This is a genomic window from Sphingobacterium tabacisoli (assembly GCF_017908035.1).
GTDB classification, from domain to species: Bacteria; Bacteroidota; Bacteroidia; order Sphingobacteriales; family Sphingobacteriaceae; genus Sphingobacterium; species Sphingobacterium tabacisoli.
Window position 1 is genome coordinate 393,688 of record NZ_JAEQMU010000001.1, and the last position, 25,764, is coordinate 419,451.

Genomic DNA, 25,764 nt, shown 5'->3' on the forward strand with positions numbered 1-25,764 from the left:
CGGATTTAGAGGGACGAAGTTAAATCATTATCGTCCCTCTATACCCAACGACTCTATTACGGGGTTCGTAATCGGCACAACAGTAGATCTCCTGTTGTGCCGATTCATGTTTCTTTAACTCCATATATTCATTCTTATTTTGTACATCTAGATACTTCTCTTTCTGATTTTTGAAGCAGAGTATTGGCCCCATAAGGCCTTGACCGTAGATCGAATAATCACCATATAGACAGCCATAGCAATTTTTGAAGCGATATCTTCCCGCGAACTGCCGCTGTAGATCATCCATGATCATTTCCATAAAACCATTTTTTGCTTCAAAATACTCGCCTTTAATATTGAAAGAAAGTAATGCTTTCTCGTGTTTTTCGAAGAGTTCCAACCTTAGGTTGAATACTATATTTATCTCTTCCTTTGTACTCATGACGATCAGGGTCTGTGGTATCTGTAGCGACAAGCTATAGTTTCGCAGTTCTATATAAGTATGTTGCGCGTCAATTTTACGGTTTATGATGTCAAAATCAATCAGCTCCTGATCGGAAAACTCTTCTGGATTATCCAATTCAAAACTATCTAGGTCAAATCCACTGAATTTAAATCGTCCGATCTGCATGTAGAAATCGTCAAAGTCGTTGTATACTTCAACAGAGTATGTCCCCGTTTTATTCGAAAAAGAACCTGTGTATTTGATCATTTCTTGGGACGTCATCATAATATTACACGGTGTAATCGAATTGTTTATTCAAATGCACAAAGCCTATTTCACGGTTCAAGATTTCTTCAACCTCTTCAAATGTAACTAGTCCCTCTGCCTCTTCCTCATGCCCGTTGGGTAGTTTGTATCGGTAGGCGAATACATCGCGGGCATAGATGTTTTCTAGAATAGCGATTTGATTTGTCGTCAAATAGGGGCGATGGGTACGCAGTTGATTATTTAGATTAATTTTCATGGTCTCTTCCTCCTCTTCATAAAACATCACGTAATCATCTATTTCCCGCACAGCTTCCAACAGTTGACGGAATATAAAGTCCTGTACGTTGTTCGCTAATACTTCTGCCATACATTCGTCATGTGGGAAGAAAGTAACCGGAATGTTGTCTCCGTTCTGCAGGTCGTATTGCAATACATACAGATCTCCACCTCCAGTTTTTCCAATAGGGACGAATCGGTATTTCTGCGCTATATCATATACTTCACGATCCATGATTTCTGCTATACCTGCCTTATAGGTTATGGGGTCCCAGATTTCTATGTCCTCGGCAAAAAGTAGGAGGGGAGGATTAAGCTTTAATTTTGGGAATATCAGTTTTATCCAGCCAGTTCCCGTCTCGCCCCAGTCCAACATACCATTTGCATACAACGTTTTATACGTCTCGGGATAGCTTATCCGAAGTTCTTTCTCTAGTTGGTTTAGCATCGTCATTTTCTTTTGGTTTATTGTTCCGTTATTTCAAAACATTCCAGATCTGCCGTTTTCACCGTTTCGTGATCCAGACCATATTTCTCCAGTGCGCGTTCGAGATTGGAGGTAATATACACTAGATCGTCCGTATCCGAAGAAAAGTACACCATGCCATCTTCATCTGGATCTTGTACGGTATAAGGAAATTTATAAACCAATTCCTGCAACTTTTTGAGAATAGCTTTAGTTTTGAAATCACCTAAAGACTGTAACACAATAATAATTTCACTTTTGGAAGGTTCATTCAGACCGATCAAAAATTCGGCTTCGTAGTTGCTTTTATCTTCCAAAAAACTGAAGGTATAGAATACCTGTGATCTGATATCCGGATTCTCATGATGTACGAAAGGCTTTAGCACTTCAAAATCCCGTTCCGGATCATCTTGTAAAATATAGCAGGCAAAGCGGAAAGTTTCTTCATCCAGGCTAGCATTTAAACTCTCCTTAACACGAAGTAGCCAATCCTTCTTACGATCTTTAGCATACCAGTGTATTAGTTTGACAGCACGATTGATACTGGTTTTAAACAACGTTTCCAGGTAAGAGACAGCCATTGTGTAGTCATTCGTCAAAAACAGCTCCACCAATAGCTCTTTTAGTACTTCAGGTTGATTTGCAAAGTCCTGTTGCAATTTGGAGAGACTTTCGGCGGTTAACCTCTTCTTAAATAACAGGCCACGTAACGCTTCCTGTTTGATCGTAATATCATGTGCGTCTTCGAATAATGAAAGGAGACTTTCTTCTTTACCACCCATCTGATAGCCAAAAGACCCCGAGTTTCGATCAGATAGATTCCCGTCAATAACATCGTCCAGCCAGCGCTCATACCAGTCTAAGAAATCTTCTTCAAATGAAAACTGAGGCATTTGTCGATCTCCATCGTCAATATTACAAATTCTTCCGGTGTGTGGACCATTTAGGATTAAAGCGTGATGAAATGTACAGCCCTGTGTCCCCAAGATAAAAATACCTCCCCATAGCGCCGCCTCGCGTTGCTCAAAGGCAGCATCGTCATCTCCAGCCTCGTCCATATAATCGACTTCCTTTTTCCATTCTTCAATTGGCATTCCTGGGTAAGCCTTTGTGGGCGCCTGTATCTGTTCGTCTGCATAATCATTATAGGAGACCGAAAAGTGTTCTCCAAAGCGATAAAGACCGTAAAAAGGACCAGCTCCTGAATTGTTGTACGAAGATCCTCCGTTGCCTATTTGTGTGACAAATAGCTTATATGCTAAAGGGATAGTGACATGATGGGTCTGTTCAAAGGCCTCTACTACCCTTAGTTCAATCGGAGGGTTTAATCGATACTGATGTGCTTCCGCACCAAAGACTTTGAAATCTTTATCCGAAGCTTTTGCCTCGATCAGTTTATCCTTGATACGTTGTATTTGTAGTTGATAATCTTTCATTATTGTTCAGCAACCTTTACGAATTGTAAAATTATATTTTTTACCCCGTAAGTTATATCCCTATAATCAGTGAATGTCCTTCCTGTAGTCATTTGGTAGGAGGCATAAAAGAGTAATAGATGTTTGGTATACACCGTGTGTTTTGAAAAAGAATAAAAAATAATCAATTTTGACTTTAATAGACAACGTCTCAAAATAGACAATAAATATTGAAAATTAATATATCCTAATATGAATGATTCCAGTATCTCCGAAATAGTAACACGAGTTAATCAGTTGCCCGATATAGATGAGAGCGTAGATGTAAGTTGGGTTGGAGCTTCTGATGATACTGCCATTAAGATCCTAGAAAATGCTTTAGACGTTAATATTACCGGATCATTCCGGGACTTTATTCTTCAGACAGGTGGTGGCGGACTGGAAGACTTATATATATCTTCGATTTCCAAAGATGCTCCTCTCAGTGGTTGCTATGAAGACACAATACACTACAGGCAAGATTGGTGTCCACACAAGCTTCCTGATCATTTGATTGTTATCCAGCGGGATTTTGACGATAACGAGCCCATGTGTTTAGATACATCTGTTGTGATCGACGGAGAAAATCCAGTAGTACTTTATTATTATCAGAGTACAGGAAATATAGAGAAAATAGCAGATAGCTTCTCCTCGTACTACCAAGAGTTTCTGTCTCCCTATTTTGATGCTAATGATATCTAGATGTTTTGCGATTTAGATAGCGCAAAAAAGTCTATTTTCTGTCATTTGTGACTTTAGAAGTATCTGAAAAAGGGGCTGGAAAATATAACCCTCTTTTTTTTAAAATAATTAAAACAAATTAAACCTTAGATTGTTGTTAGTCCGAGTGCCGCATTAATATCTACCTACGATGTATTGGATAAGCGACTTGTTTTCCGGTATTATTGGTTAAAGCGTACTCGCCCCTTTCTGTGTTTTATGAGATAGAGAGAGTTGTTTCGAGAGTTCATCATCGTGTAGGGATGCTGTGATATGAAAACTATATCCAGAATCCATATATGTGATTAATATCAAGAACAAGTTTTAACTGTTTTATGAATAGGCAGACCGGGGACACTATGAAAAACATTTTAAGATTTTGTTTACTTATGGCGACTAATAATCACATTAACCCTCTATCCCTTAAAACGAGCATCCTATTTTGGCTGAATATCATATTTCTGTTGATACTCTTATTGAGCTGAGAGCAGAGTGACCAAATATTAAAGCGTTAAATAATGAAGAAATCTTTAAATAGGATTTCGGAAGCTATCTATTGATCTCGATCGATGGAAAGAAGTTGCTTTTATAATAAATCACTGAAATTAAGAACTATGAAGTTATCCCACGGATCATCATTGGGATGTAGAAGATAATTGTTACGTCCTCTATATAGAAAGAGCATCAGTGTCTATCAATAGATCATTGATGCTCCTTGTTATGTTTGGCTTATGACCAGCTAAACTTCTGGAAAACCTGACTTTGTTTTCGATCGATATAGAGACTGATTTCATCTTCTCCAAAACCGCTGTAGTTATAGCCCGTCACTTTACCTATTAGTTCATTACTGCGTGTAGTTATCCCGGTTTTACTCAGCTTTTCATATATTTTCCGCTCATGATCAGAGTCATCATTTGTATAAGCACCTCCTTGGATGAATTTACCAGTCTCCGCATATTTGCCTCTCGTTATCCAGTAGTTCAGTAATCCATTTACATAATGATAATAGTCGAAAGATACTTTTTTCCGACGTTTATTTTGTTGTGCTAGATGACTGGTATTGACTTCTTCCCACTCTTTATAAGCGAGGTAGTCGGCTTTGTTCTCCTGGTATTCCTGCTCAGCTTCTAGATACCATTCGTTTAGGGAGCTATAGGTTTCTATGCAGCTTAGATCTCCCTTAAAACTATATTTTTCGCCGGTCCAGTCAAATTTGATGTAATCATAATTAAAAAGTTCATCTTTAAAATCCAATTCTGGGTTTCCATTTCCCCATACCGTTAGGAAGTGAACTTTGCCTTGTCCTTTACCCACGGTCGAAAGGTCGATGCTGAGGAGCGGAAAAAATACTGTTTTTAAAAAATCCTTCGGTTCGTCAAATACCTCTTCAATCGTAGGATATAATTTCATATGTGTTTTTGTTATTGTTGATATACTTGTTTCAATACCATTAATATAGAGTAAATGCCTGTTTTTTCAAAATTCCTTTCTTTATGAGGTGTAAAGTGTTTTATTTCATACCATTGCATTAATAATGTACCTGCTTAACAATTGTAATAGGGCTCTGGCATCTCTATTTCAATCCCCAAAAGCTCTTGTAGCGGATGAACATACCTATCCAACGATTGTTGTTCTCCATAATAAATGGTCACCAAATCTCCTGATTTTAACCGCACGAACAATTCCACGTAGCCACCACCTTTGGCTGGTAGTACATTTTGTACAATGATCTGACTTACATTGTCACGTTCAAATAGAATGGCATACTGATCTCCTGTAAATCCAAAAGTATTATCCTCAGCAAGCCAAACTGCTGGGCGGTGTTTGGCTTTTCTTTTCAGGAGAGAAGGTTGTGCGATAACATTGGCTTTATTTTTATAATCAGGCTGAAAATCCAGCAAAGTGTCAAACTGCAGTATTTGCGTCGTCTCTGGATTTAATTCTAAGTTGCCAGACAAAATAGTAGCCGCATAATCTCTATGGTTATTGATCATTAGCGATGTCCCGCCGTCGTCATATTGACTCTCCACATCATAGGTATAACAGATAGACAATCCTATGCCACCCAGATCAAAGGTCAGGTATTTCTGGTCCTCGCGTTCATAACCAGCGTCATCGATAGTGGTAGGGATCTCCTCCAACCATAGCTCTCGCAGATCGTAATAACTTTCGTCAGTGTTAGACTCCGCATATAGCGTCGCAAAATAAGATTGAACTCCTATGTTCTGACGTTCGTTTTTATCATAGTAAAACTCTAGAACATCCACCTGCAGTGAACCTATCCGTACAGGATAATCAATCTTAAAGTAATTCGTCTCAAATTCTGATTGGTACAGATGGCCGATGTTGAGTTTTAAGAACTCTTCATAGGTCGTATCCCATGATACGAATAGAGGTGTTGCACACTGCACTTCAAATCCATCCTCGTAGTCCGTATGACGCTCTGCTGATATTTTGTAGTTCTCAGCTTTTTGGGCAATCCAGATACGGTGCTTCTCTTCTTTTTTGCCAGCGATGGTTTTAAAGAACAGGGGATCGTCAAACCCAAAGCGTTTGGTTAGCAGGGGGTAGGTTTTAGAAAATCCCTGCTGGCGTACCGGGATATAATGCTGTCTGTAGTCGAATAGAAATAGATATGGATTCTCTCCTAATACTTCGATATAGGCGTATTTCAATAGCGAGAGGTCAACACTTTCCATATAATCGTTGTTTTCATAATAAAGCCGGTCATCAGCGATGTGGATATTCCCTGGTTCCGTTTCTTTGGGAAAAGTATCATTCTTTTTGAATAGGTTGAACATAAACTTGCAGTTAACTTAAACAATATATTGGACAAAGATAGGCAGAATCATTTTTTTGATATTAGCCAGAAATGGGGATATTTTTGACCGATAATAGTTCTTGGTGCCATGATTGTCGACCTAAGGTTTACGAAAACTTAATATTGGCCTAACCTTATTGCCGTATTTTTGCACCGTGACACAGACCAAAGCCAACGACGAATCAACCTATATATCCCGTTTTAAAAATGGAGAGCCAGAGGCGTTTAACTTTTTTTTTAACTGCTATTGGCAGGAGCTGTATATTGTAGCTTATCGACACATGCGTGATGAAGATACAGCTAAAGATTTAGTCCAAGAGGTATACATTCAGATTTGGGAGAAAAGGGACTTGATAAATGATAATTATATTTCGTTACGCCCCTACTTCTTTAGAACATTAAAAAATAGAATATTAAACTACTATGCAAGTGAAAAAGTTCGAAAAGAAGTAGTTGAACAGATGCTTCTCCGCATGGAAAGCATCGTTAGAGCGGGGGATAGTACCACTGTATATCGGCATTTGGAGAGTATCGTAGAAGAGTCTATTTCCAATTTAAGGGGGCTGATGAAGATTGTATATCAGATGCGTGCCGACAATTATTCTATTTCACAGATAGCAGTACAACTTGGTATTGCGGAGCAGACCGTCAAAAACTACCTATCCGAGTCCCGTGCAATTTTAAAAAAGGAGCTGACAAAGCGCTTTGCAGATCATGACAATCTGCTCATCTTTATGATAGCCTCTAGTTTCATTCATGATTTCTTAATGTAAAGAACATAGTTTCTTAAAGTACTTTCACTGTTTTCAGCTGTAGTATATGTAAAATCATAATACAGGTGAATTCAGAAAAATTCAATAAGATAGTACAAGGATACCTTAACAACGAGTTATCACAAGAGCACAGTGATAAAGTCGATTCGTGGTATGAGACAGTTTCGTCCGAAGAAGTCACACCCTTCACGAATGGCCAGCACCGAGATCATATCCAAGCGCAGATTCAGGCCGGGATTACCGCTCAGCAGCCAATCGTATTGTCACTTCCTCGGAAAAGGAAAATACGTTGGCTTTCCATTGTTGCGGGCCTTTTATTCGCAGGGATAGCCAGCGGTCTATTTTTCTATAAAAACGGTGGCCTCCCTTCATTCACTTCCAGTACAGCGATGAGTCAGGTTATGACAGATGCAGGCGAAATACGCGAATTTATCCTACCCGATAGTTCCTCGATATTTCTTAGTGGCAATACCAAGTTACGCTTTGATAGGGAATCGTTTAAGAGCGAGCGAAAAGTTTACCTCGATCAGGGGGAAGCCTTCTTCAATGTACAACATGATGCGCAGCATCCTTTTTCTGTTGCCACGGGAGGGCTTCATATTCAAGTATTAGGTACCTCTTTCAATGTACATAACGCCACTTCGCGACATCAGGTAGCTGTCGATGTACAGACAGGAAGAGTTAGTGTGACAGATAAAGAGCAACAATCTTACGTTCTTACCGCCGGGAAGAGCCTTCGATACGATGCACAAGAAGGGCTGTTTACATGTTTTGATAGGAATGCCGAGTATGCTAATATGTGGACCCAAGGCGGATTTATACTCGATGGAGTAACTTTTGAGGAGCTGAGCGACCGTATGCTATCGCGTTATGGTGTGACACTAAAGACCGAAAACCTAGATACGCATAACTTTCGATATTCGCTCCTGATGCCTCAGGTGGAAACAGTCGAACAGCTCATGACCATGATATGTAGTATTCACCAATTAAAATTCAGGAGGGATAAAAATGAAATAACACTGTACCGATGATTCTGGGATACATAGATGGATTCCCAATTATATTATAGAGAAAGTGCTCATCTGGCAAACCGCAAAATCGACCAGTGAGCACCATAAAAAACATGTTTAAATAAACATTTTCACAAATATATGTATAAAATTGTTAAGCTTACAAAATTGGCTGCGGCGTTATCACTCTGTCAGTTGGCGCAGCTGCCTCCGGTAGGAGCAGCTACAGCAAGCGTAGTAGAAATATCTGACCCCTCTTCACGCATTAACATACATTTAAAAACAGGCAATGCCGAGCAGGCTTTATCGCTACTATCACAACACAGCGGACACGCTATAGGTTACGACAAACAGGCATTACAGTTAGAACGAATAAGGGTTAATGAAAAATCATTCCAGGACGCCAAGTTTGAAGAGGTACTAGACTATATTTTGCAGCATACCAATATTCAGTCGAAAAAAGTGAATGGGGGAGTCGTGCTTACGCGAAAAGAAAAACAACAATCCTTTACACTTCGGTTACGAGTCACCGATGCCCAACAAATCCCGATAGCAGGAGCATCCATAAAGGTGGCATCTGGCAATCAAACTGCATCGACAGATACCAAGGGCAATGCGCAGATTACGCTTTCTGAGGGTCAATACACGATTAGTATAAATCATATTGGTTACAATTACCAAGAGCTAAAAGGCCTATATGTCACCGAAGGCACACCGACACAGCATGTGGTATTGCAGACCAAGGAGAGTGAATTGGGAGAAGTCGTTGTCACTGCTTTGGGCATTAAGCGTAAAGACCGGTCCTTAGGTTATGCCGTAGGTATGGTCAAGGGAGACGATATGAACCGAGTGAGCAACGATAACTTTATGGTAGCGATGGCCGGCAAGGTACCTGGTGTGGCAATCAGCTCAACAGGACCTACTGGATCTTCCGTGAGCATGGTCATTCGTGGAGCGTCCTCATTGAGTTCCGACAACCAACCATTGTTCGTCGTCGATGGAGTGCCACTGACTAGTGGTCTAGCCAATATAGGGCAGATCGGTGACGATAATAAGGTCGACTACGGCAATTCTATTTCAAATATCAATACCGAGGATATAGAAAGTGTTTCGATATTAAAGGGGCCGAGTGCCGCCGCCCTATACGGGTCTAGAGCAGGCAATGGAGTCGTCTTGATCACGACAAAAAGCGGAAAGAATGCCGAGAAGATGACCATTGCAGTCAATAGCAATACCGTATTCGATATCCCTTACAAGTTCATTCAGCTTCATAATAAGTTTGCTAGTGGTACCATGCCATGGAAACCAGGCGATCAGCCAGGCGATCTGCGGATAGACGAGAGTTCCAGTTATATGGTAGGACCGGCACTGGACCAAGGTTACAAAGCCGTTCAATGGAACAGTCCCCTAGATGATCAGGGCAATCCCATTCCAACAGAATTACGTTCGTACCCAGATAATATCAAGAACTTTGTACAGACAGGAATCACGACTACCAACGGAATATCGCTTGCAAATAAAAGCAGGGGGCTAGATTATCGCTTTTCGTATTCGAATATGAATAATAAAGGCATTGTTCCCAATTCGGATCTATTTAGAAATACCTTGAATGTCAATTCTACCATGCATTTACGGGACAATCTTTCTTTGGGATTATCTTTGGATGCAAGCCGTAATAACTCGAACAATCGTCCTGCCGGCAATAGAGGGACCAACCCACTTCAGGCGGCCTACGAGATTGCTCCGCATATCAACATATTAGATCTGAAAGACTACTGGCTTCCGGGGCAGGAAGAACTGAAACAGCGTTCGCCTTCTTTCGGTAATCATAACAATCCTTATTTTTTAGCCTATGGCGTCAATAATGCGTTTTTACGTGACCGTGTATTCGGCAATCTAAGACTTGATTGGGAGCTCAAAAAAGATTGGACATTGATGGTTCGTTATGCAAATGACATTTTCTGGGAGAATAGGGAAACTAAAATTCCTTATAGCTATACCAATGAACCCCGGGGAGCCTACGGTATAGTCAATCTGACCAATATGGAGCAAAACATTGACTTCCTCACTTCGTACAATCGTAAGTTTAGCGATTTTCACGTTGCAGGTTCCTTCGGAGGGAATATGCGCTACTACAAAGGTACTTCCGTACAGAACATGTCCAAGAATGGTGCAGGTTTGACTACGCCAGGACTGTATAACCTAACAAACATCAGTCCGCTTAATCTGGATTTTTACAGTGCTATTTCCGAAAAAGCTGTCAACAGTGTGTATGGACTTGTAAATCTAGGTTACCGCGATATGGTGTATTTAGACCTTACCGCGCGCAACGATTGGTCTAGTACACTACCTGTAGACAATCGATCTTATTTCTATCCTTCGGCATCATTGAGCTTATTGGTGGATCAGATACTCCCATTGCCACAAACGATCAATCTATTTAAACTAAGGGGCGGTATCGCTAGGGCCGGTAATGATACCAACGCCTACCGTCTTTATAATGTGGTATCCAATCCGGGAAGCTGGGGCGAAGTGTTACGTTTGACACGTTCAGGCTCTCTATTAGTACCTGACCTGAAACCCGAGATCGCAACTTCTTTTGAATATGGGCTAGATATCGGGTTGTATCGCGATCGACTCAAACTGGAGGCTACCGTATATCAGCTCGATAACCGTAATCAGATATTCTCGACAGCTTTACCTAGTTCGAGTGGATTTACATCCAAAAACATGAATGCCGGACTTTTACGTAGTAAGGGGGTAGAGCTTGCATTATCAGGGCGTCCAATCTTAAATGATAACTGGACCTGGGATATTGGAGTTAACTGGCATCGTAACCGCACCCGCATCGTCGAACTGTCCGAAGGTGCCGAATTCCATACCTTCTGGACCGATGGACGTGGTGGAGCGAGAACATACGTAGGTGAAGAGATTGGCGATCTCTATGATTCCAAGTTAGTTACCGTCGAGGATCCTTCCTCTCCGTATTTTGGATTTCCTATTCTCAATAAGAATGGAGCGTGGCAGGCGATACGCATTAACAATAGCCGCAATAAAATCGGAAACTTTAATCCCGATTTCAGTATGGGGATACAATCCACCCTGCGCTATAAAAAATGGAGTATGCATCTTGCCGCAGATATGCGCTTCGGAGGCAAATTCATGTCACAGACATATCGTTACTTTGAGTCCAATCTGACGACACAACGTTTCTTGGATGAATTGATTAATCCAAACGGTCTGACTGGTGATGCATTGCGTAACTACCTGATCGAAAATGATCTGGTGAAGGTAAAAGGTAACCGCTATCCGATCGTCGGAGGTCCTGGTGATGAGTATGGCGGCTACCCAATTAATGTAGGCGGTGCAGTGGGCAATTTTGGCGTATTTAATCCAGGGGTTATCGCCCAGTATGATGCCAATGGCAATATTACAGGATATACCGAGAACCTGGGAGGAAGCGGGACAAAGTATATCGCTTACTCAGACAATTATCCTTGGGATTTTATGAATGCAGCTACATTTGATGCCTCCTTTATCAAGCTTAGAGAATTGTCCTTCAGTTATGACGTATCTGGTGCATGGTTAAAGCGTATGGGGATAGAATCAGGTAGCGTTGGTATGTACACGCGTAATCTGATTCTTTGGACCAAGGCCAATGTCGGCATAGATCCCGAGATGGCCTTTCAGCCCGAGACCGGTGTCGGTTTCAAACAAGGAATAGAACGATATAACGTCACACCTTGGTCTTTGCCTCTGGGATTCAAAGTGAACTTAACTTTTTAATTTATCAAGTTTGATAACATGAAAAATACATTGATACATCTAAAAAAACATATACTAGTGCTCATGCTTACCTTGAGCCTAGTAGGCTGTAAAGATCTGACAGAGTTGAATGTAAATCCCAATAACATCAGTGAAAAAGATGCCAATCCCAACCTGTTACTTCCTACCGTATTGAGTGGAACAGCCAGCAAATACAATGACCTTAGTTTTGGTGATCTATCTGGCGTAGTACAATACACCCAGCTGGACGCTTGGTTTGGCGCCCACAATGACTACGAATGGACAGGTGGCATTCTGAGCTGGGAAGGTTATTATGGTTACCTACGGGACAATGAATTGATGCTGAGACGCTCACAGGCATTGGGACTTGATTTTCATCATGGTGTCTCCCTTATCATGCGCGCTTACATCTTTGGACTGATAGCCGACCTGTGGGGAGATGCTCCCTATACGGACGCGCTCAAAGCAGATTTAGGTGGACCTCAGTACAATTTTCCCAAATTTGATAGACAAGATGTTATCTACAAGGGAATCATTGATGAACTCAAGCAAGCCAATACTATTCTTTCCAAGCCCAATGGTACTTACGATGTCTTAGCAGGAGCAGATCTGTATTTCAATGGAGATGTGTCCAAATGGAGACGTTTTGCCAACTCACTTGCCCTACGCTATTATATGCGGTTAGCAGAGAAAGAAGCTGCTTTTGCCAAGCAGGGAATCGAACATATATTGGCCAATCCAAATGAATTCCCGTTGATTACCTCAGTAGACCAGGAAGTCACTATGGGATATGTTGGTACCAATTCTGGTGATTCATGGCCTTCCAACGCTATATTCGACGCCAGTGGCAGCAATTTTAGACGCGTCAAGATGTGTGCTACTTTTGTAGACCGGCTACAGCAGCTCCATGATCCACGTCTTTCGGTATGGGCCAAGCGGGTAGAGGTTCCCATACAGGTGCGTGCGAGCGAGCCTCCTAATACGGACAAGATTGTCAATGGTGTACGTATTGTGTCTCCGGACGTTGTAAAAGGGATACCTGTAGATACAGATCAGGATTATGTAGGACTACCAGCCAGTGGTTCAAAAAATCCATCAGCTTACAACCTTAATCCAACACCGGGGCAGACCTCGATGAATCCCCATGTATCTTATCTCAATGATATCTACCGCGAAGCCAAAGGACCTCTTCTCAAAGCACGTCTTTTATCCGCTTCCGAAGTTAGCTTTATTCTGGCGGAAGCAGCCTGGAAAGGTTGGACAACACCTGAGAGTACAAAAGCATATTATGACAGAGCGGTGCAGTTATCACTAGAGAGTTGGGGTAAGTCGGCGACCTATTCCAGTTACATACAACAGCAAGGCGTTGCTTTTGAAAATACACAAGCACAGATTATAGAACAAAAATGGATATCGAATTGGTCTACTGCCGCACAAGCCTGGTTTGATTACAGGCGAACTGGCTATCCTCAGTTAAAAGCCGGTCCCTCATCAATACGTACAGAACTCCCTCTACGTATACCTTATATGCAGAATGAGATGACCGTCAATCAAAAAAATGCCGAAGAGGCCTTATCTCGGATCGAGAAAACCGCCCATTCACAAGCAGATAATGAGAATAGCGCATGGTCCAAACCCTGGTTATTACAAGGTACAGGTAAACCTTGGTAGTTTTTTGTCAAATATATGAATATGAGTATAATATCAAAGTTGTTTTTAAGTATCGCATTATGCGCTACACTTTCTTATGGTTACGGACAAGAGATGTCTGCGCGGGAGTTCCCAGACCGTATCATGTTGACCTGGTCGGATAGCCCAGCGACGACTCAATCCGTGACTTGGCGGGCGCCCGACGGAGCTAGCAGATTTGTTGCACAGCTTGTCGAAGAGCAGAGTAGCCCCGAGCTCGAAGAAAAAGCCCTTTTGGTTCAGGGTAGTTTCCTGGATCTTGATCGTGGTGCCGGACAGAAAGATAAGTACGGTCGGGTTACTTTTGGAAATCTAAAACCAGGAACAGTATATGCCTATCGGGTAGGAGATGGTGCATATTGGAGTGCGTGGAATCAGTTCCGTACAGCAGATATTTCGGGAGATTTTTCCTTCATCTATCTTGGTGATGCACAGAATGACCTGCGTTCACGTTGGTCACGCAGCATTCGTAGAGCATTCCAACACGAGTCGAATGCACGGTTTATCATGCATGCGGGAGACCTGATCAATCGATCTAATACAGACAGCGAATGGGGTGAATGGTACGAAGGGGCCGGATTTATCCATCAGATGATCCCTGCTGTTCCCACTCCTGGTAATCATGAGTATACCCGGGATTCGTTGAGAAATTTGGTATTGGATCCACATTGGAAGGTACAGTTTGAGCTTCCCCAAAATGGACCTTCACAGCTTCAAGATGCAGTATATTATCTCGATTATCAGGATCTTAGGGTTATCTCATTAAATTCACAGTTGATTATGTTGGATTCGGCTATTGCTGGAGTGCAGGAAAGGTGGATCGAGCAAGTATTGGCAGCATCTCCAAAAAAATGGAATATCGTACTGATGCATCACCCTGTATATTCTACTGCCAAGAATAGGGATAACACTATTCTCCGCGAACGGTTCAAACCTATTTTTGAAAAATATGGCGTTGATCTTGTTCTGCAAGGACACGACCATACTTATGCTCGCGGTGCAGCCGGACGACAACGTCCTGTATATCTTCTTTCTGTAGCTGGACCTAAAATGTACGATTCTGACTCTGATCGTTGGATGGAAGTATCCGCTTCACGTACCCAGCTTTACCAGGTGATCCGGATTACCGACAGTAGGTTGTATTTTTCAAGCTATAAGTTAAATGGCCAATTGTTTGATTCTTTTGAACTTCAAAAAAAGTAAATCATGACCAGATTCTTTCGCTATTTATTAATTACCATTATTTGGAGTTTGATATCTACAGTTTATGGACAGTCACAGGCATTGTTAGATCGTTTGGCGCAACAGGAATTTCATTTAGCTGCACACCGGGGAGCACACAATCAATATCCTGAAAACTCCATTGCTTCCCTTCAGGAAGCGAGTCGTCTAGGGCTATCTATCGTTGAGATCGATGTTCGTAGCACTAAAGATGGCGTGTTAATACTTATGCACGACAAGACGGTAGATCGTACGACTACCGGTACGGGCAAGGTGAGCGACCTAACCTATGCCGAAATCAGTGCTTTAAAGCTCCGGCAGACCGCACACGGTGAGATTTCGATACATGGGGTTCCGACCTTCAAAGAAGCCTTAGCAGTCTGCAAAGACAAGTGTATCATAGATATAGATTTTAAGGAGGAAGATAGGTCTTATATCCGCACAGCCTTTGAACAGATTGTAGAGGCAGGGATGCAGGATCAGGTTTTATTTTTCTTGTACGATTACAAGGATATGGCCTCGGCATCAAAAATTGATAGACAGATTACCCTCTTCCCTAGGGCCAATAACATGAAAGACTTGAATGCTATTCTGAAAACAGGCCAGACCAAGGTAATACATATTGACGAGTCATTTACAGATACAGCACGGTTGCTAAAACTCAAAGAGCAAGGGATATACCTTTGGCTAAATAGTTTGGGAAAAGTAGACCAACAAGCGACATTGGAGGGACAGGCTGCTTATACATCTTTTTTGAAAACATATCCATTCATACGGATTATTCAGACCGATCAGCCTGAGTTGTGGAAAGGAGTTTTATTTCCCTAATCTATTTTATAGCACCATTGGAGATCTTCTTTTGATCTCCAATGGTTTGCTTACTACTGTTTCGCCGCCCAGATTTCAATCTCTATCTTCAGTTCTGGCAATCCGAGTGCTGTTATATAAGCTATAGTCATGGACGGGTATATCTTCCCGAATAATTTCTCCCAAGCAACATCCATAAAATCCCAGTCGATTTCTTCTGTGGCCCAGATATTCACTTTGATTACATCATCAGGAGACAACCCCTGGCCTTTTAGGAGCGTTGCGATATTATCAAACGTATAGACCACCTGTTCATTTATCGAATCGGGGATAGTTCCATTAATATCAATGCCGATCTGCCCCGAAAATGTATAGAGATCCGAGTTTCTAGGAATTACGGTGACATGCGAATAGTTACCGACAGGTGCCGGGACATGTCTAGGGTTTAGGCGGACTACTTTTTGATTTTCTTCTGTTCTCATTTTTTTGCTGTTTTATGAATGTTCAACCATTAGCACAGGACGAGCATACTCCATCCCTCGATGAGGGGCGCGCTATATTTAAGGCAAAATTAGGGACAGCAACTTTAATGGAATTGGATAAAACCGACAATTATGGAAAGAGCAGAGATGCTATAGATTCCATTTTGGAAAATTAGCCAATGTTTCATCCGAGCGGAGTAAAAAAATCTTTGGGGTGGTTCCTGTGAATTCTTTAAACTCCCTGATATAATGCGATTGATCAAAATACGCCTTGGCGTAGGCCAGTGTGGTAAGGTTATGTGAATCTGACTTCCGCAAAATATCCAGACCGGATTGAAAGCGAGCTATTCTCGAAAACATTTTGGGAGACATGCCTACATATTGCTTTACCAACCTTTCTAACGAACGTTCAGACAAGGCCATTTCAGACTGTATATCCTTGAGGCTAGCCCCTTTTTGGAGAAGTGTGGTGGCAAATGCTGCTTTTTCACCGTTTATTTTCACTGACCGTATCCGTTTTAGAAGAAAATCCGATAGGATTGCTATCTTTTTACCTATAGTGTTAGCGTTCAGCAGCCGCTCAAGGATATTGTCCGACACAATATCCGATAAAGGGATATTCTGGTTGCTCAGCTCAAAAGCGTCTATATTAAAAATAGTTTTCAGCGCTGTAGGGTGTAGGTAGACTCCAATAATCCTAAAATATCCCGTTATGCTATTTTCAATGTATCGGGACGATTGTCCATAGATATAGAGCTGAGGTAGAGGCAGGCTCCTGTGGTCATAAAAAAGCGATGGCCCTTCCTGGTATATCAATGCAGGTACTCCATCCGGAATTACTCTAAAAAAAGTCTTATTAGAGTTGTCTGCATGATCTTCCAATACCCAGAAGTATTGGATGTAATCTTCTAACACTTTGATTGGACGAAACTCTTGATAAACCATTTTATGCTTTTTTCTTGTCATCATCTAACTTCCCTGAAGCTAAATATTGTAACGACTATAGTCTACTGTTGATCGGAATATTAAAACGCAATGACGTAGCAAAGCCCTTGATAGGGCTGTAGTTCTTCTTGTCCGAAATAGCAAACCCATATCCAAAGTCTAATTCGAGCAATGTCAGTATCGTAAAGCCAACCTTAGGAGTTATCGTATAGGGCGTGAATTCTGCTCTACCGAGTAGGCCTATTATATACATCGCCGAATAGTAAGTGCCCGCTACTTCTGGGATTACGGTAGACTTATTTTGTATCCAGCTGAAGTTAGCTGTAGCATCTATTTTAAACAAATTTTTGGTGTTAATTTCCGAACAATAATACACGCCCGTTTTTAAGATACTGCCTTTTTGGTACTGATAGCTTATCGAAGGACCAAAAAGACTGTTCTGTGCCTGTAGTTTTGGTGCTATCATTAAACCTAGTAATACACATATCGCAGTTAAAGCAATTTTCATATTTTATATAGTAACGATCATTAGAGGAATGTGACTCCATCATCTGTGCTGCAAACTTGGTACCAAGTTGCCAAGCTTGCTCAATTAGTTGATAAACTGCATTCAGGAATCTTAGGATAGGAACCCGAATGCAGTTCTTTTGATTAATGACTGCTGTCTTCTTTTAGAACCTGTAGCAATCGGCTGATGATCTCCGGATCTCTTATCTCTTCATTGACCGTTGTAAACTGCGCGTATTTTTCTTCCATATTCTGGAATAGTACGCCGATATGGGGCTGTCCAGTATGGTCAAAGCTCACGTATCCCAGCATTGTTTCCTGTGTATAAGGTATTGCGAGATGCTCGAATATAGATTCTATAGGTTCTTCCGTATCTTCCGTTGCCGTACTGAAGTACTGATCTATCTGTTGCAATAGTCCTTCAATTGTACCCGCGTACTCAAAAGAGAACTGAGCATAGAATTTGGATAACAATTCGTGGTCAGAACACGGTGTACGTTCCTGATTCGGCAACATATTATATTGGCGGAGCTGTTTATTCGAATCATAATAGAATACAGAACTTGAGTGTGGTCTGCCTTCTTCTACTCGAAATAGCATAGGCTGCGATTGCTGTACCAGTTGCCCATTTACATAATAATCTGCTACTGCCCATTCGTCTTTTTGGCGGATCTTTACTTCATCGCTCGTGTCAAAGCTTTGGATTACGAGTTGGTCGCTTTCTATTTTAAACGTTATGCGGTTGAAATAATGCATTGCAAACATATCTACCGTCAATCCGACTTTTTCTCCATCGAGATAGTGATCTGTAAGGAGAAATCCGATACCCGAATAGCGGTATACATTTCCTGTTACAGCTATCCCCGCAGCATAAGTGGTTTTTAGCGTATAGACTATTGGAGCCACGTATTGATCTTTCGCGATAAAATCTACAGCATATTTTATCGTTAGTTCGCCATTTTCGTAGTAATTGACAAAAGGGAATTCGCCTAGTAATTTTTCCTCTGTTACCTCATAGCCATTAAAAGGTTTCCCGTCTTTGAGTTCCAGTGTGTACACACTTTGGGGATTTTCGCTTATTAAAATTTTATCTGTCTCGATCATGTTTGTGTGTTATTGATTTACGGCCTTCTAAGAGGCCTTTTTTTACTCCCACTTTTTGCTAATCTAAGAGAAAATGACAAGTTTCTATCTTTTTTGAATACGCGATTTTAAATCTGGGGCCTTTATGAATGATCTTTTCTGGCTACCAGAATGCAGCCTGCTATTGCCCCCATATTATGGTGTAATAGCGAATATTCCTTTGTAAATCAGTTGCCTGAGGATTGGCGGGCGTGATCAACAGAGAGGCCGTGTACATCCTCTTCGATACGCTGCGTGGGAGAGAGAATAGTTATGCCTGATGTTGCATAGTTTGTAACAAGGTGACTTAAATTGGGATTTGGGTTCCACTGCCTCCAATTATTCGGATACCTTGAGAAGTATGCTTCCAAAATCGGATATAACGGTATTTCGCTTCGAATGGCTGTCCATTATAATTTCCTTTCATTTCTATGGTTAGAGTAATGACAGCTGTATCATCTATAATATGTAGATTTTCAATCTGAGGTTCCAGTTCGGTGATCTTTAGTTGCCCCTCACGATACGTTTTTAAGTCGATCTCCTTTGTAATTACTTCACCACTTGGGGCGATGAAAAGCAAATCTTCATGCAACAGTTCATCAAGAGCTTGCAGATCGCTTTCCTTAATAGCACTATAAAGCCTATTTTCTAACTCTAAAATAGCATCTTTTGTCATTATGTTTTATAATTGTTAGGTTAAAGATAACGAAAATAGATGACCTCTCTTACCTGATATCGCTGTCATGTTACAACGGTGATACAACCGTTAAATAATTACCGTCAAGATCCTTTTATGGTTGTGAGTGTCTATCTATGTAACCGTTGATTTCTTCTTTCAGAAAGTCTGATAGGTTATTATCAGTATGTAGCTCCTTCAGCAACAAAAGATAATCAGTCGATTTATAAGACTGCTTACCCGAATTCAGAATTCTGTTTATCATTAACAGATTATATTCATTGGGGCATCTATTCACCGATTGTATCAGATCATCTTCATATTCATTAAACCCTTCAATGCCATGGATGATAGACCACAAAACACCATCATAATGTCCTTCATTCAACCTTTCAAATATTTTAAACAAGGGGCCAATAGCCCTTTTTGCCTCACCGATATCCAGTTTGTGCAACAGATCTATAATAGAATCCACCTCATAAAGAGACTCATCATTAGGATTTATTGCATTGAGTTGATCGATCAGTTCTTCTATATTCATCGTTATACATTTACTGATTTATAGAACATTAATACTTGTTCCATTTCTTCTGATCCTCTATTGGATTTGGCAACCTGCTTTCAATCATCTCTTTAACCCATTCAGGGTCTATATAGTTAAATGTCGATTCGACAACCCAGGATAAAAATTCTGCTGGACCACCGTTCAGGTAAGGGGGAGGAGATACTGGTTTAAAAACCGTAGGCATCGGTTCCTGTATAGAAATATAATTCAGCACGAATCCCAGTTCCTGCACCACGTTCCAGGCGAGTTTATGTTTAATATCAATATCCAGTTTCACCCACCAATACGCATCAGCAGATAGATCGCTAGCGATTACCTTGACGGAAGGTATCTTATTCAGGAATTCCACAAGTACGGGTAGACCTTTTTTAAGCTTATTGATATCTATATACTCCGTACTGGGTGTAATATTTTCAAGCTTCTTAACGATGTGGGCATGTAAGCTGATACGGGCATCCGTAGCTTCTTTTTCCAAAGCCTTTGCCAGTTTCTTAGGTAAGTTAAGTTCCATATTAAGCGTTTTCTAAAATAAAAAGATAACCAATAGACTCTAAAGTATCAAAGAGATCCAATGATGAGTAGCAACAATAAGACCATAGTTTAATTGAAGATGGACTATTATGCTGATGTAAACAAACCTACATAAATTCACCTTTACATGCAATATAACAATGCTGGAATTTGGTGACTCAACTCATCGTTTAAGATCTTTAATAGCCGAAATATAGGCCTTTTTTAGGGATAATAAATAGCTATACATCAGGCATAAAATAAATGCTTAAAGTGAAGAAAGCCATCTCTTGGGGAGACGGCCTTCTTACGCACGCACTAACCGATTTTAATATTGTCTAATATTATGCGCAAGGTAGATAAACACATTAAGAGTAAAATACGGGTTCCCGTAAAAGATAGATTTATTATTAGTGATAGTCATAAATTCGGTTTTAGTACTCCTTACCATGTCATGGCCCTTTTGGTCTTAGGTGCTGAAATATGGGGTTTTGAGAAGTATAAGTAAACCTAAAAAAAAAGTATATTAGCAGTAATTCTGAAGTCCTTTAAATAAGAAAAATGAGAGATCGAACCCCTATACCTTGCCCTGAGTGCGACCGAGAGAAATATTTCGAAGGACTATGCTATGCTTGTACAAATAGAAAAGTAAGAGAATCTTATGAGTCGATGAGCGATGGACAGATCCAAACCACAGTACAGAACATAATTCAAAATATAGAAACCATAGGTAAGTGGGAGCAGGTTTACAAAGACTTCACCGGACTGTTGGCTTACCGTGACATCAATACCCGCGAAATTGCTGACGCCGCCTTTAGGAATAAAATTTACAATCCAGCCACCTTGTATCGGGACGCTTCTCCAGAACTCCAAGACGAATTGATTGCGTTAATCAATGATCCCTATTGTGCACACGCGGGAGATATCTTAAGTTGCCTTTCCGTCATAGGAAACGATAACGTACAGAGCGCCTTTTACCAGTTGGAGAAGAACCCTCTACCTTGGAGAAAGAATCTGTATGTCGATCCCTCATTCTACGCCGAACAGGCAGGTTGGACTTTTGGTGCTGATGGAACCCGGATTCAGCTGAACTACGACAGCTGCTATTCCCTTATCAAAGAGTCTCGGGAAGATAATGCTGTCCTCGTTGCCCGGGCAAGAGCTGAAGAATGCGCCATTTGCTCCTGCCAGACCATCGATATATTATCCCTTGATGGGAGAGATCAGCGACTGTCCTTTCTGGGCCTGCCGGGTCAATTGAATATCCCGATCTGCCCCAATTGCGCAAGCATGTGTGACAGAACCATCGTTCGTTATCAGTTGGATGGAGAGAGTACATTCGAAGTCGTAGAACCCTATACAAACGAGAAGTATATTTCCGATGCGGACCTCACAAGTCTAGTGAACAGCAAAATGGTTCTGTCGCAGACCGAAAAACCTGCTTATTTTTCCTGTGGTAATGATGATGTTTCTACGATCGGTGGCAATCCCGACTGGATCCAAGATTGGCAATACGAAGATTGTCCAGACTGTCAGAAGAAAATGAAATTACTGGCAGCACTCCAATGGGACCAATTGATTGAAGCTTCAGAAGGAACACTTTACATCGAAATCTGCACCGATTGTTCTGTTATAGTCACCATACATCAGCAGACATAATAAAGGCAATAGTATGGACATCATTCAGCAAATATACCAGGAGATAGAACGTGCCGGTCTTTGGAGTAAAACGGTCGGCGTAAAGAGAAATGAATATTTGCGTAGGGCAGGAGAGATAGAAGACAGTCTATATTATATCATTGCAGGTAGTGTCAAGGTCAGTATGATTGATGGGGATGAAGATCGCATTATCCGTTTTGGTTATAAACACAATTTCGTCACGGCACTGGACAGCTTCATTACCGGGCATACCACAGACTATTATATACAGGCACTTAAAAAGACCGAAGTAAAAGTGATTTCAAAGCAAAGTTATCACGCTTTAATGAATTCAAGCGAGCATCTAAAAGTACTGTGGAATATCGTTCAGGAACAACTTATCGTACAGCAGCTAGAGCGCGAAAAAGACATACTGATATCATCCCCTACCGAGCGATATAAGCGCGTTTTACAGCGTAGCCCCCAACTATTTCAGGAAATTCCCGACAGACATATTGCCTCTTATCTAAGAATGGCACCTGAGACACTTTCCAGATTAAAAAAGTCATGATTTCAATCAATGTTTTGATATGCTATATTATGGATATTTGGAGAAAAGATTAATATGAATGCACCAGAGTTAATTCGTGAACTGATTGAATATACTGAAAGAGATTTAGACCAAGTCCAGGCTTTCAAAACACGGAGTATATCCGAATTACAATATAAGCAAAACCCTGATAGTTGGAGTATCCTAGAGTGTATCGAGCATCTAAACCGTTACGCAGACTTCTATATCCCCGAGCTTAGTAAGCGGATCCAAACATCCACATATCGCCAATCGACTACATTCAAACCAGGTCTTTTGGGAAGCTATTTCGCCAACAGCATGTTGCCTCGGGAAGGATTTAAGAAAATCAAAACCTTTCAGGCTATGAACCCAATAAATAGTCAGGTCAATATAGATGTTCTAGATAAATTTATAGCATACCAACAGCAGCTACTAGCGCTCTTAGAAAAATCTAAAAATATAGATTTGACAAAAGTAAAAACCGCTATCTCAATCTCAAAGTGGATTAAGCTAAGACTAGGAGATACCTTCCGTGTAGTTGTTTACCATAACTTCCGACATGTCGTCCAATGTCAGGATATTTTGGATTCTTTTAAACATTCAAAAAGATCTTCTTAGGTCTATCTCATTTGAAGCTACATAAACTGCGTGGCATTATCAGAAATCAAAAGAACTACCGTTCTCATCTTATTCTATAAATAATGTGTTTATAACCTGTTTTTTGTTTTCAGAAATTTTAAAAATTCGCTTTATTTGCAACATACATTAGAGAAAAATCGTTCCACATAAGATATTCATAAAGTTATGGTTCCATTCAATGAGATTTTATTTTTTGCATTGGCCGCATTCGTGTTAGTGATCAGTCCGGGGCCGAATATGATTTATATCATATCACGCACCATAACCCAAGGTCGACAGGCAGGCTTGATGTCACTTGCCGGTGTTATTTGTGGTTTTTTATTTCACATTGTGATGGTTTCTTTCGGACTTACTGCCATCTTGTTTGCCGTCCCATTTGCTTATACAATTCTAAAAGTATTTGGTACCGTATATCTTCTGTACCTAACTTATCAGGCGATTAGGCCTAATAGTAAAAACCTGTTTGAAGTGGATGATGATATAAGGACCGATAGCCCTTACAAGTTATTCACCATTGGTTTTTTTACCAATGTCCTCAATCCTAAAGTTGCCGTTTTTTACCTGTCGTTTTTTCCACAGTTTATCAAGCCTGAATATGGATCGGTTCTTTTCCAGAGTTTAGAGTTGGGGATTGTACAGGTTTGCGTAAGCCTTACTGTCAATTTTTTTATTGTATTGACTGCAGCAAAAGTTGCAGGCTTTTTCGCCCAGAATCCGAAATGGGTTAAAGTGCAGAAATGGTTTATGGCAAGCACTTTATTATTTCTCACCATCAAGATGGCTACTTCAAAAGCTAAATAGACCAGTAGAGGCTTGTGAGTAGAAAATAGGGCGTTGTTATAATTATTTTAACAGCAGATATATCTTAGGGCTGTGTAAGTTGTTTTATCTAAGGGCTGACCGATGATATCGGTCGCCAGAAATTCAGTTTAAAACCCTTTATTATAATGATACAGCATCTTATTAAAAAACTTTGTCTCGGGCTTCTTCTTCTCCATATAGGAGCAGGTTCATCGTTAGCACAGAAAAACACGAATTCGATCCTATTACACAATGCTACCATAATAGATGGAAGATCCAATGTCAGACCCTATCAGGCATCTATACTTATCCAGGATGGTTTTATCAGGGCTATTTCAAAAAAGAAAATCAACGTAGGCCGTAATGTTCAGGAGATAGATTGTACTGGCAAGTACATTGTACCGGGATTATTTGACACCCACATCCATTTGGCGACCATAGATTTATCCGATATAGAAAAGGCAAGGAATGCTACAGACAAAATACTGGAAAATATGCTGCAGCATGGCATCACTACGGTTCGCGATATGGCAGGAAACGCTCCTTATTTGGCCCAATATAAACAAGAAATTAAAAGTGGAGCAAAAGCAGGCCCTGACATCTTTTACGCGGCCCAGTTTGCCGGTCCTGGCTACTTTGAAATGTTTTCACAAGGTAGCCGTATCAAAATGGGAAATTCACCCTGGGAGCGTGCCGTCAGCGACACAACAGATATTGCTCAGGTCGTTAAGCAGGCCAAAGACGCTGGAGTGACCGCCATCAAAACCTACGCAGAAATGTCCAGTGAACTGTTGGAAAAGATTGTTAGAGCAGCAAGAAAGCAAAACCTATTGGTATGGAGTCACGCTACAATATACCCCATTAAGCCATCCGACGCCGTATCCCTTTCTGTCAATAGCATCTCCCACGCCGCGGATGTGATTTTCGAGCAGATACCATCCGATAGCCTTAACATCAGTTATGCTTGGGAAAGAGTATATGAGGGAATTAAAGTTGATCCGAATATCTTAAATCCTTTGTTTACTCAGATGAAGGAGAATAAAGTCTTCTTTGACCCTACGGTTTTTCATGCCACCAATAATAAATTGGACTACTCCTTAGAGATTTTGAAATTAGCGCACGGGGCAGGGGTGAAGATAGTTGCAGGCACCGATTGGATTTACCCGGAAAATAGCGATATGGTTCCATTGTACAACGAAGTATCACTATACCAAGATCGGGCAGGAATGACTCCGTTGGAGGTGCTAGAGAGTCTAACCTACAATGCTGCTCAGGTCACAGGTTTGCACGATCGTGGTTATCTTAAAAAGGGTTTGCGGGCTGATATTCTGATCTTGGACAGTGATCCATTAAAGAACCTACGTTCGTTGTTCGAACCGGAAAAAGTGATACAGGCCGGCCATATAGTGAAATAGAATAGCGAAACCGTGATGATATTTCTACCACCTGTAGGTATTATCACTTTAAGGAACATAGGCCAAGAAAGAGGAGGGGGTTCTTCCGATAGATAGGATTGTTGATGTCAATGTCCTTAATATTATGGCATGGTTTTAATGCATCTAATTATTACAACCTGGCAGATTAATTCTGT

25 protein-coding genes are annotated in these 25,764 nt (G+C 40.9%); 13 read left to right on the plus strand and 12 right to left on the minus strand.

Translation table 11 applies throughout. The features are described from left to right. Positions 1–19 precede the first annotated feature (19 nt). From JKG64_RS01540 to JKG64_RS01550, 3 genes are read right to left on the minus strand one after another with little or no spacing between them, the layout of a single operon-like run. A complete protein-coding gene (locus JKG64_RS01540) occupies positions 20–712 on the minus strand; it encodes a DUF6304 family protein (RefSeq protein WP_210352579.1) in 693 nt (230 codons plus the stop codon). A 4-nt stretch (positions 713–716) separates the two neighbouring features. Next, on the minus strand, positions 717–1,418 hold the full coding sequence (locus JKG64_RS01545) for an SMI1/KNR4 family protein (RefSeq protein ID WP_210352580.1): 702 nt from the start codon (positions 1,416–1,418) through the stop codon (positions 717–719). 17 nt (positions 1,419–1,435) lie between these two features. Beyond that, complete coding sequence (locus JKG64_RS01550; protein ID WP_210352581.1) at positions 1,436–2,872, minus strand: hypothetical protein; 1,437 nt, start codon at positions 2,870–2,872, stop codon at positions 1,436–1,438. A gap of 231 nt (positions 2,873–3,103) precedes the next feature. Here JKG64_RS01550 and JKG64_RS01555 point away from each other — a divergent pair, with 231 nt between their 5' ends. Continuing rightward, positions 3,104–3,592, plus strand: coding sequence for an SMI1/KNR4 family protein (locus JKG64_RS01555; protein ID WP_210352582.1), 489 nt, complete (start codon positions 3,104–3,106; stop codon positions 3,590–3,592). Between the two features lie 747 nt (positions 3,593–4,339). Here JKG64_RS01555 and JKG64_RS01560 read toward each other — a convergent pair. Further along, a complete protein-coding gene (locus JKG64_RS01560; protein WP_210352583.1) occupies positions 4,340–5,020 on the minus strand; it encodes a hypothetical protein in 681 nt (226 codons plus the stop codon). 134 nt (positions 5,021–5,154) lie between these two features. Then, on the minus strand, positions 5,155–6,411 hold the full coding sequence (locus JKG64_RS01565) for a hypothetical protein (RefSeq protein WP_210352584.1): 1,257 nt from the start codon (positions 6,409–6,411) through the stop codon (positions 5,155–5,157). 175 nt (positions 6,412–6,586) lie between these two features. On the opposite strand from JKG64_RS01565, the gene JKG64_RS01570 reads away from it, so the two are divergent. From JKG64_RS01570 to JKG64_RS01595, 6 genes are all read left to right on the plus strand, one after another. Then, on the plus strand, positions 6,587–7,204 hold the full coding sequence (locus tag JKG64_RS01570) for an RNA polymerase sigma factor (protein ID WP_210352585.1): 618 nt from the start codon (positions 6,587–6,589) through the stop codon (positions 7,202–7,204). A 65-nt stretch (positions 7,205–7,269) separates the two neighbouring features. Continuing rightward, the gene (locus JKG64_RS01575) at positions 7,270–8,235 is read left to right on the plus strand and encodes a FecR family protein (protein WP_210352586.1); all 966 of its coding nucleotides are present in this window, start codon (positions 7,270–7,272) and stop codon (positions 8,233–8,235) included. A gap of 120 nt (positions 8,236–8,355) precedes the next feature. Next, a complete protein-coding gene (locus JKG64_RS01580) occupies positions 8,356–12,000 on the plus strand; it encodes a SusC/RagA family TonB-linked outer membrane protein (RefSeq protein ID WP_210352587.1) in 3,645 nt (1,214 codons plus the stop codon). Positions 12,001–12,018: 18 nt separating this feature from the next. After that, positions 12,019–13,671, plus strand: a complete 1,653-nt coding sequence (locus tag JKG64_RS01585) for a SusD/RagB family nutrient-binding outer membrane lipoprotein (protein ID WP_210352588.1) — start codon at positions 12,019–12,021, stop codon at positions 13,669–13,671. A 21-nt stretch (positions 13,672–13,692) separates the two neighbouring features. Continuing rightward, entirely contained in the window at positions 13,693–14,892 is a 1,200-nt protein-coding gene (locus JKG64_RS01590) for a purple acid phosphatase family protein (protein ID WP_210352589.1), read from the plus strand. Positions 14,893–14,895: 3 nt separating this feature from the next. After that, positions 14,896–15,738 carry a glycerophosphodiester phosphodiesterase family protein gene (locus JKG64_RS01595; RefSeq protein WP_210352590.1) on the plus strand — a complete coding sequence of 281 codons (843 nt, stop codon included), beginning with the start codon at positions 14,896–14,898 and terminating at the stop codon, positions 15,736–15,738. A 53-nt stretch (positions 15,739–15,791) separates the two neighbouring features. Here the strand turns inward: JKG64_RS01595 and JKG64_RS01600 are convergent, their stop codons facing one another. Then, positions 15,792–16,199, minus strand: a complete 408-nt coding sequence (locus JKG64_RS01600; protein WP_210352591.1) for a RidA family protein — start codon at positions 16,197–16,199, stop codon at positions 15,792–15,794. A 14-nt stretch (positions 16,200–16,213) separates the two neighbouring features. On the opposite strand from JKG64_RS01600, the gene JKG64_RS01605 reads away from it, so the two are divergent. Continuing rightward, positions 16,214–16,375, plus strand: a complete 162-nt coding sequence (locus JKG64_RS01605) for a hypothetical protein (protein ID WP_210352592.1) — start codon at positions 16,214–16,216, stop codon at positions 16,373–16,375. Here JKG64_RS01605 and JKG64_RS01610 read toward each other — a convergent pair. From JKG64_RS01610 to JKG64_RS01635, 6 genes are all read right to left on the minus strand, one after another. After that, positions 16,350–17,168: an AraC family transcriptional regulator gene (locus tag JKG64_RS01610; protein ID WP_210352593.1), complete on the minus strand. Its 819-nt coding sequence runs from the start codon at positions 17,166–17,168 to the stop codon at positions 16,350–16,352. The two genes, JKG64_RS01605 and JKG64_RS01610, sit on opposite strands and share 26 nt — an antisense overlap. Positions 17,169–17,199: 31 nt before the next feature. Beyond that, on the minus strand, positions 17,200–17,652 hold the full coding sequence (locus JKG64_RS01615; RefSeq protein ID WP_210352594.1) for a hypothetical protein: 453 nt from the start codon (positions 17,650–17,652) through the stop codon (positions 17,200–17,202). 143 nt (positions 17,653–17,795) lie between these two features. Continuing rightward, entirely contained in the window at positions 17,796–18,755 is a 960-nt protein-coding gene (locus JKG64_RS01620; protein ID WP_210352595.1) for a hypothetical protein, read from the minus strand. A gap of 325 nt (positions 18,756–19,080) precedes the next feature. Beyond that, entirely contained in the window at positions 19,081–19,449 is a 369-nt protein-coding gene (locus tag JKG64_RS01625) for a nuclear transport factor 2 family protein (RefSeq protein ID WP_210352596.1), read from the minus strand. A 115-nt stretch (positions 19,450–19,564) separates the two neighbouring features. Next, a complete protein-coding gene (locus tag JKG64_RS01630; RefSeq protein WP_210352597.1) occupies positions 19,565–19,990 on the minus strand; it encodes a hypothetical protein in 426 nt (141 codons plus the stop codon). A gap of 28 nt (positions 19,991–20,018) precedes the next feature. Continuing rightward, the gene (locus JKG64_RS01635; RefSeq protein ID WP_210352598.1) at positions 20,019–20,525 is read right to left on the minus strand and encodes a hypothetical protein; all 507 of its coding nucleotides are present in this window, start codon (positions 20,523–20,525) and stop codon (positions 20,019–20,021) included. Between the two features lie 560 nt (positions 20,526–21,085). On the opposite strand from JKG64_RS01635, the gene JKG64_RS01640 reads away from it, so the two are divergent. The 5 genes from JKG64_RS01640 to JKG64_RS01660 all read left to right on the plus strand — a co-directional run bounded on the left by JKG64_RS01640 (position 21,086) and on the right by JKG64_RS01660 (position 25,588). Then, the gene (locus JKG64_RS01640; protein WP_210352599.1) at positions 21,086–22,183 is read left to right on the plus strand and encodes a hypothetical protein; all 1,098 of its coding nucleotides are present in this window, start codon (positions 21,086–21,088) and stop codon (positions 22,181–22,183) included. 13 nt (positions 22,184–22,196) lie between these two features. Continuing rightward, positions 22,197–22,733 carry a Crp/Fnr family transcriptional regulator gene (locus JKG64_RS01645; RefSeq protein WP_210352600.1) on the plus strand — a complete coding sequence of 179 codons (537 nt, stop codon included), beginning with the start codon at positions 22,197–22,199 and terminating at the stop codon, positions 22,731–22,733. Positions 22,734–22,787: 54 nt separating this feature from the next. Next, a complete protein-coding gene (locus JKG64_RS01650; protein ID WP_210352601.1) occupies positions 22,788–23,351 on the plus strand; it encodes a DinB family protein in 564 nt (187 codons plus the stop codon). A 186-nt stretch (positions 23,352–23,537) separates the two neighbouring features. Beyond that, positions 23,538–24,173 (plus strand): LysE family translocator, encoded by a 636-nt coding sequence (locus JKG64_RS01655; protein ID WP_210352602.1) that lies wholly within the window; start codon positions 23,538–23,540, stop codon positions 24,171–24,173. Positions 24,174–24,319: 146 nt separating this feature from the next. Beyond that, positions 24,320–25,588 (plus strand): amidohydrolase family protein, encoded by a 1,269-nt coding sequence (locus JKG64_RS01660; RefSeq protein ID WP_210352603.1) that lies wholly within the window; start codon positions 24,320–24,322, stop codon positions 25,586–25,588. Positions 25,589–25,764 lie beyond the last annotated feature (176 nt).

Bases quoted from the DNA above. Each gene is read 5' to 3' on its own strand.
- JKG64_RS01585 (WP_210352588.1), top strand. From the start codon at position 12,019: ATGAAAAATACATTGATACATCTAAAAAAACATATACTAGTGCTCATG.
- JKG64_RS01540 (WP_210352579.1), bottom strand. From the start codon at position 712: ATGATGACGTCCCAAGAAATGATCAAATACACAGGTTCTTTTTCGAAT.
- JKG64_RS01625 (WP_210352596.1), bottom strand. From the start codon at position 19,449: ATGACAAAAGATGCTATTTTAGAGTTAGAAAATAGGCTTTATAGTGCT.
- JKG64_RS01640 (WP_210352599.1), top strand. From the start codon at position 21,086: ATGAGAGATCGAACCCCTATACCTTGCCCTGAGTGCGACCGAGAGAAA.
- JKG64_RS01605 (WP_210352592.1), top strand. From the start codon at position 16,214: ATGAATGTTCAACCATTAGCACAGGACGAGCATACTCCATCCCTCGAT.
- JKG64_RS01590 (WP_210352589.1), top strand. From the start codon at position 13,693: ATGAGTATAATATCAAAGTTGTTTTTAAGTATCGCATTATGCGCTACA.
- JKG64_RS01595 (WP_210352590.1), top strand. From the start codon at position 14,896: ATGACCAGATTCTTTCGCTATTTATTAATTACCATTATTTGGAGTTTG.
- JKG64_RS01655 (WP_210352602.1), top strand. From the start codon at position 23,538: ATGGTTCCATTCAATGAGATTTTATTTTTTGCATTGGCCGCATTCGTG.
- JKG64_RS01660 (WP_210352603.1), top strand. From the start codon at position 24,320: ATGATACAGCATCTTATTAAAAAACTTTGTCTCGGGCTTCTTCTTCTC.
- JKG64_RS01545 (WP_210352580.1), bottom strand. From the start codon at position 1,418: ATGCTAAACCAACTAGAGAAAGAACTTCGGATAAGCTATCCCGAGACG.
- JKG64_RS01555 (WP_210352582.1), top strand. From the start codon at position 3,104: ATGAATGATTCCAGTATCTCCGAAATAGTAACACGAGTTAATCAGTTG.
- JKG64_RS01550 (WP_210352581.1), bottom strand. From the start codon at position 2,872: ATGAAAGATTATCAACTACAAATACAACGTATCAAGGATAAACTGATC.
- JKG64_RS01600 (WP_210352591.1), bottom strand. From the start codon at position 16,199: ATGAGAACAGAAGAAAATCAAAAAGTAGTCCGCCTAAACCCTAGACAT.
- JKG64_RS01650 (WP_210352601.1), top strand. From the start codon at position 22,788: ATGAATGCACCAGAGTTAATTCGTGAACTGATTGAATATACTGAAAGA.
- JKG64_RS01610 (WP_210352593.1), bottom strand. From the start codon at position 17,168: ATGATGACAAGAAAAAAGCATAAAATGGTTTATCAAGAGTTTCGTCCA.
- JKG64_RS01565 (WP_210352584.1), bottom strand. From the start codon at position 6,411: ATGTTCAACCTATTCAAAAAGAATGATACTTTTCCCAAAGAAACGGAA.
- JKG64_RS01630 (WP_210352597.1), bottom strand. From the start codon at position 19,990: ATGAATATAGAAGAACTGATCGATCAACTCAATGCAATAAATCCTAAT.
- JKG64_RS01560 (WP_210352583.1), bottom strand. From the start codon at position 5,020: ATGAAATTATATCCTACGATTGAAGAGGTATTTGACGAACCGAAGGAT.
- JKG64_RS01645 (WP_210352600.1), top strand. From the start codon at position 22,197: ATGGACATCATTCAGCAAATATACCAGGAGATAGAACGTGCCGGTCTT.
- JKG64_RS01580 (WP_210352587.1), top strand. From the start codon at position 8,356: ATGTATAAAATTGTTAAGCTTACAAAATTGGCTGCGGCGTTATCACTC.
- JKG64_RS01635 (WP_210352598.1), bottom strand. From the start codon at position 20,525: ATGGAACTTAACTTACCTAAGAAACTGGCAAAGGCTTTGGAAAAAGAA.
- JKG64_RS01615 (WP_210352594.1), bottom strand. From the start codon at position 17,652: ATGAAAATTGCTTTAACTGCGATATGTGTATTACTAGGTTTAATGATA.
- JKG64_RS01620 (WP_210352595.1), bottom strand. From the start codon at position 18,755: ATGATCGAGACAGATAAAATTTTAATAAGCGAAAATCCCCAAAGTGTG.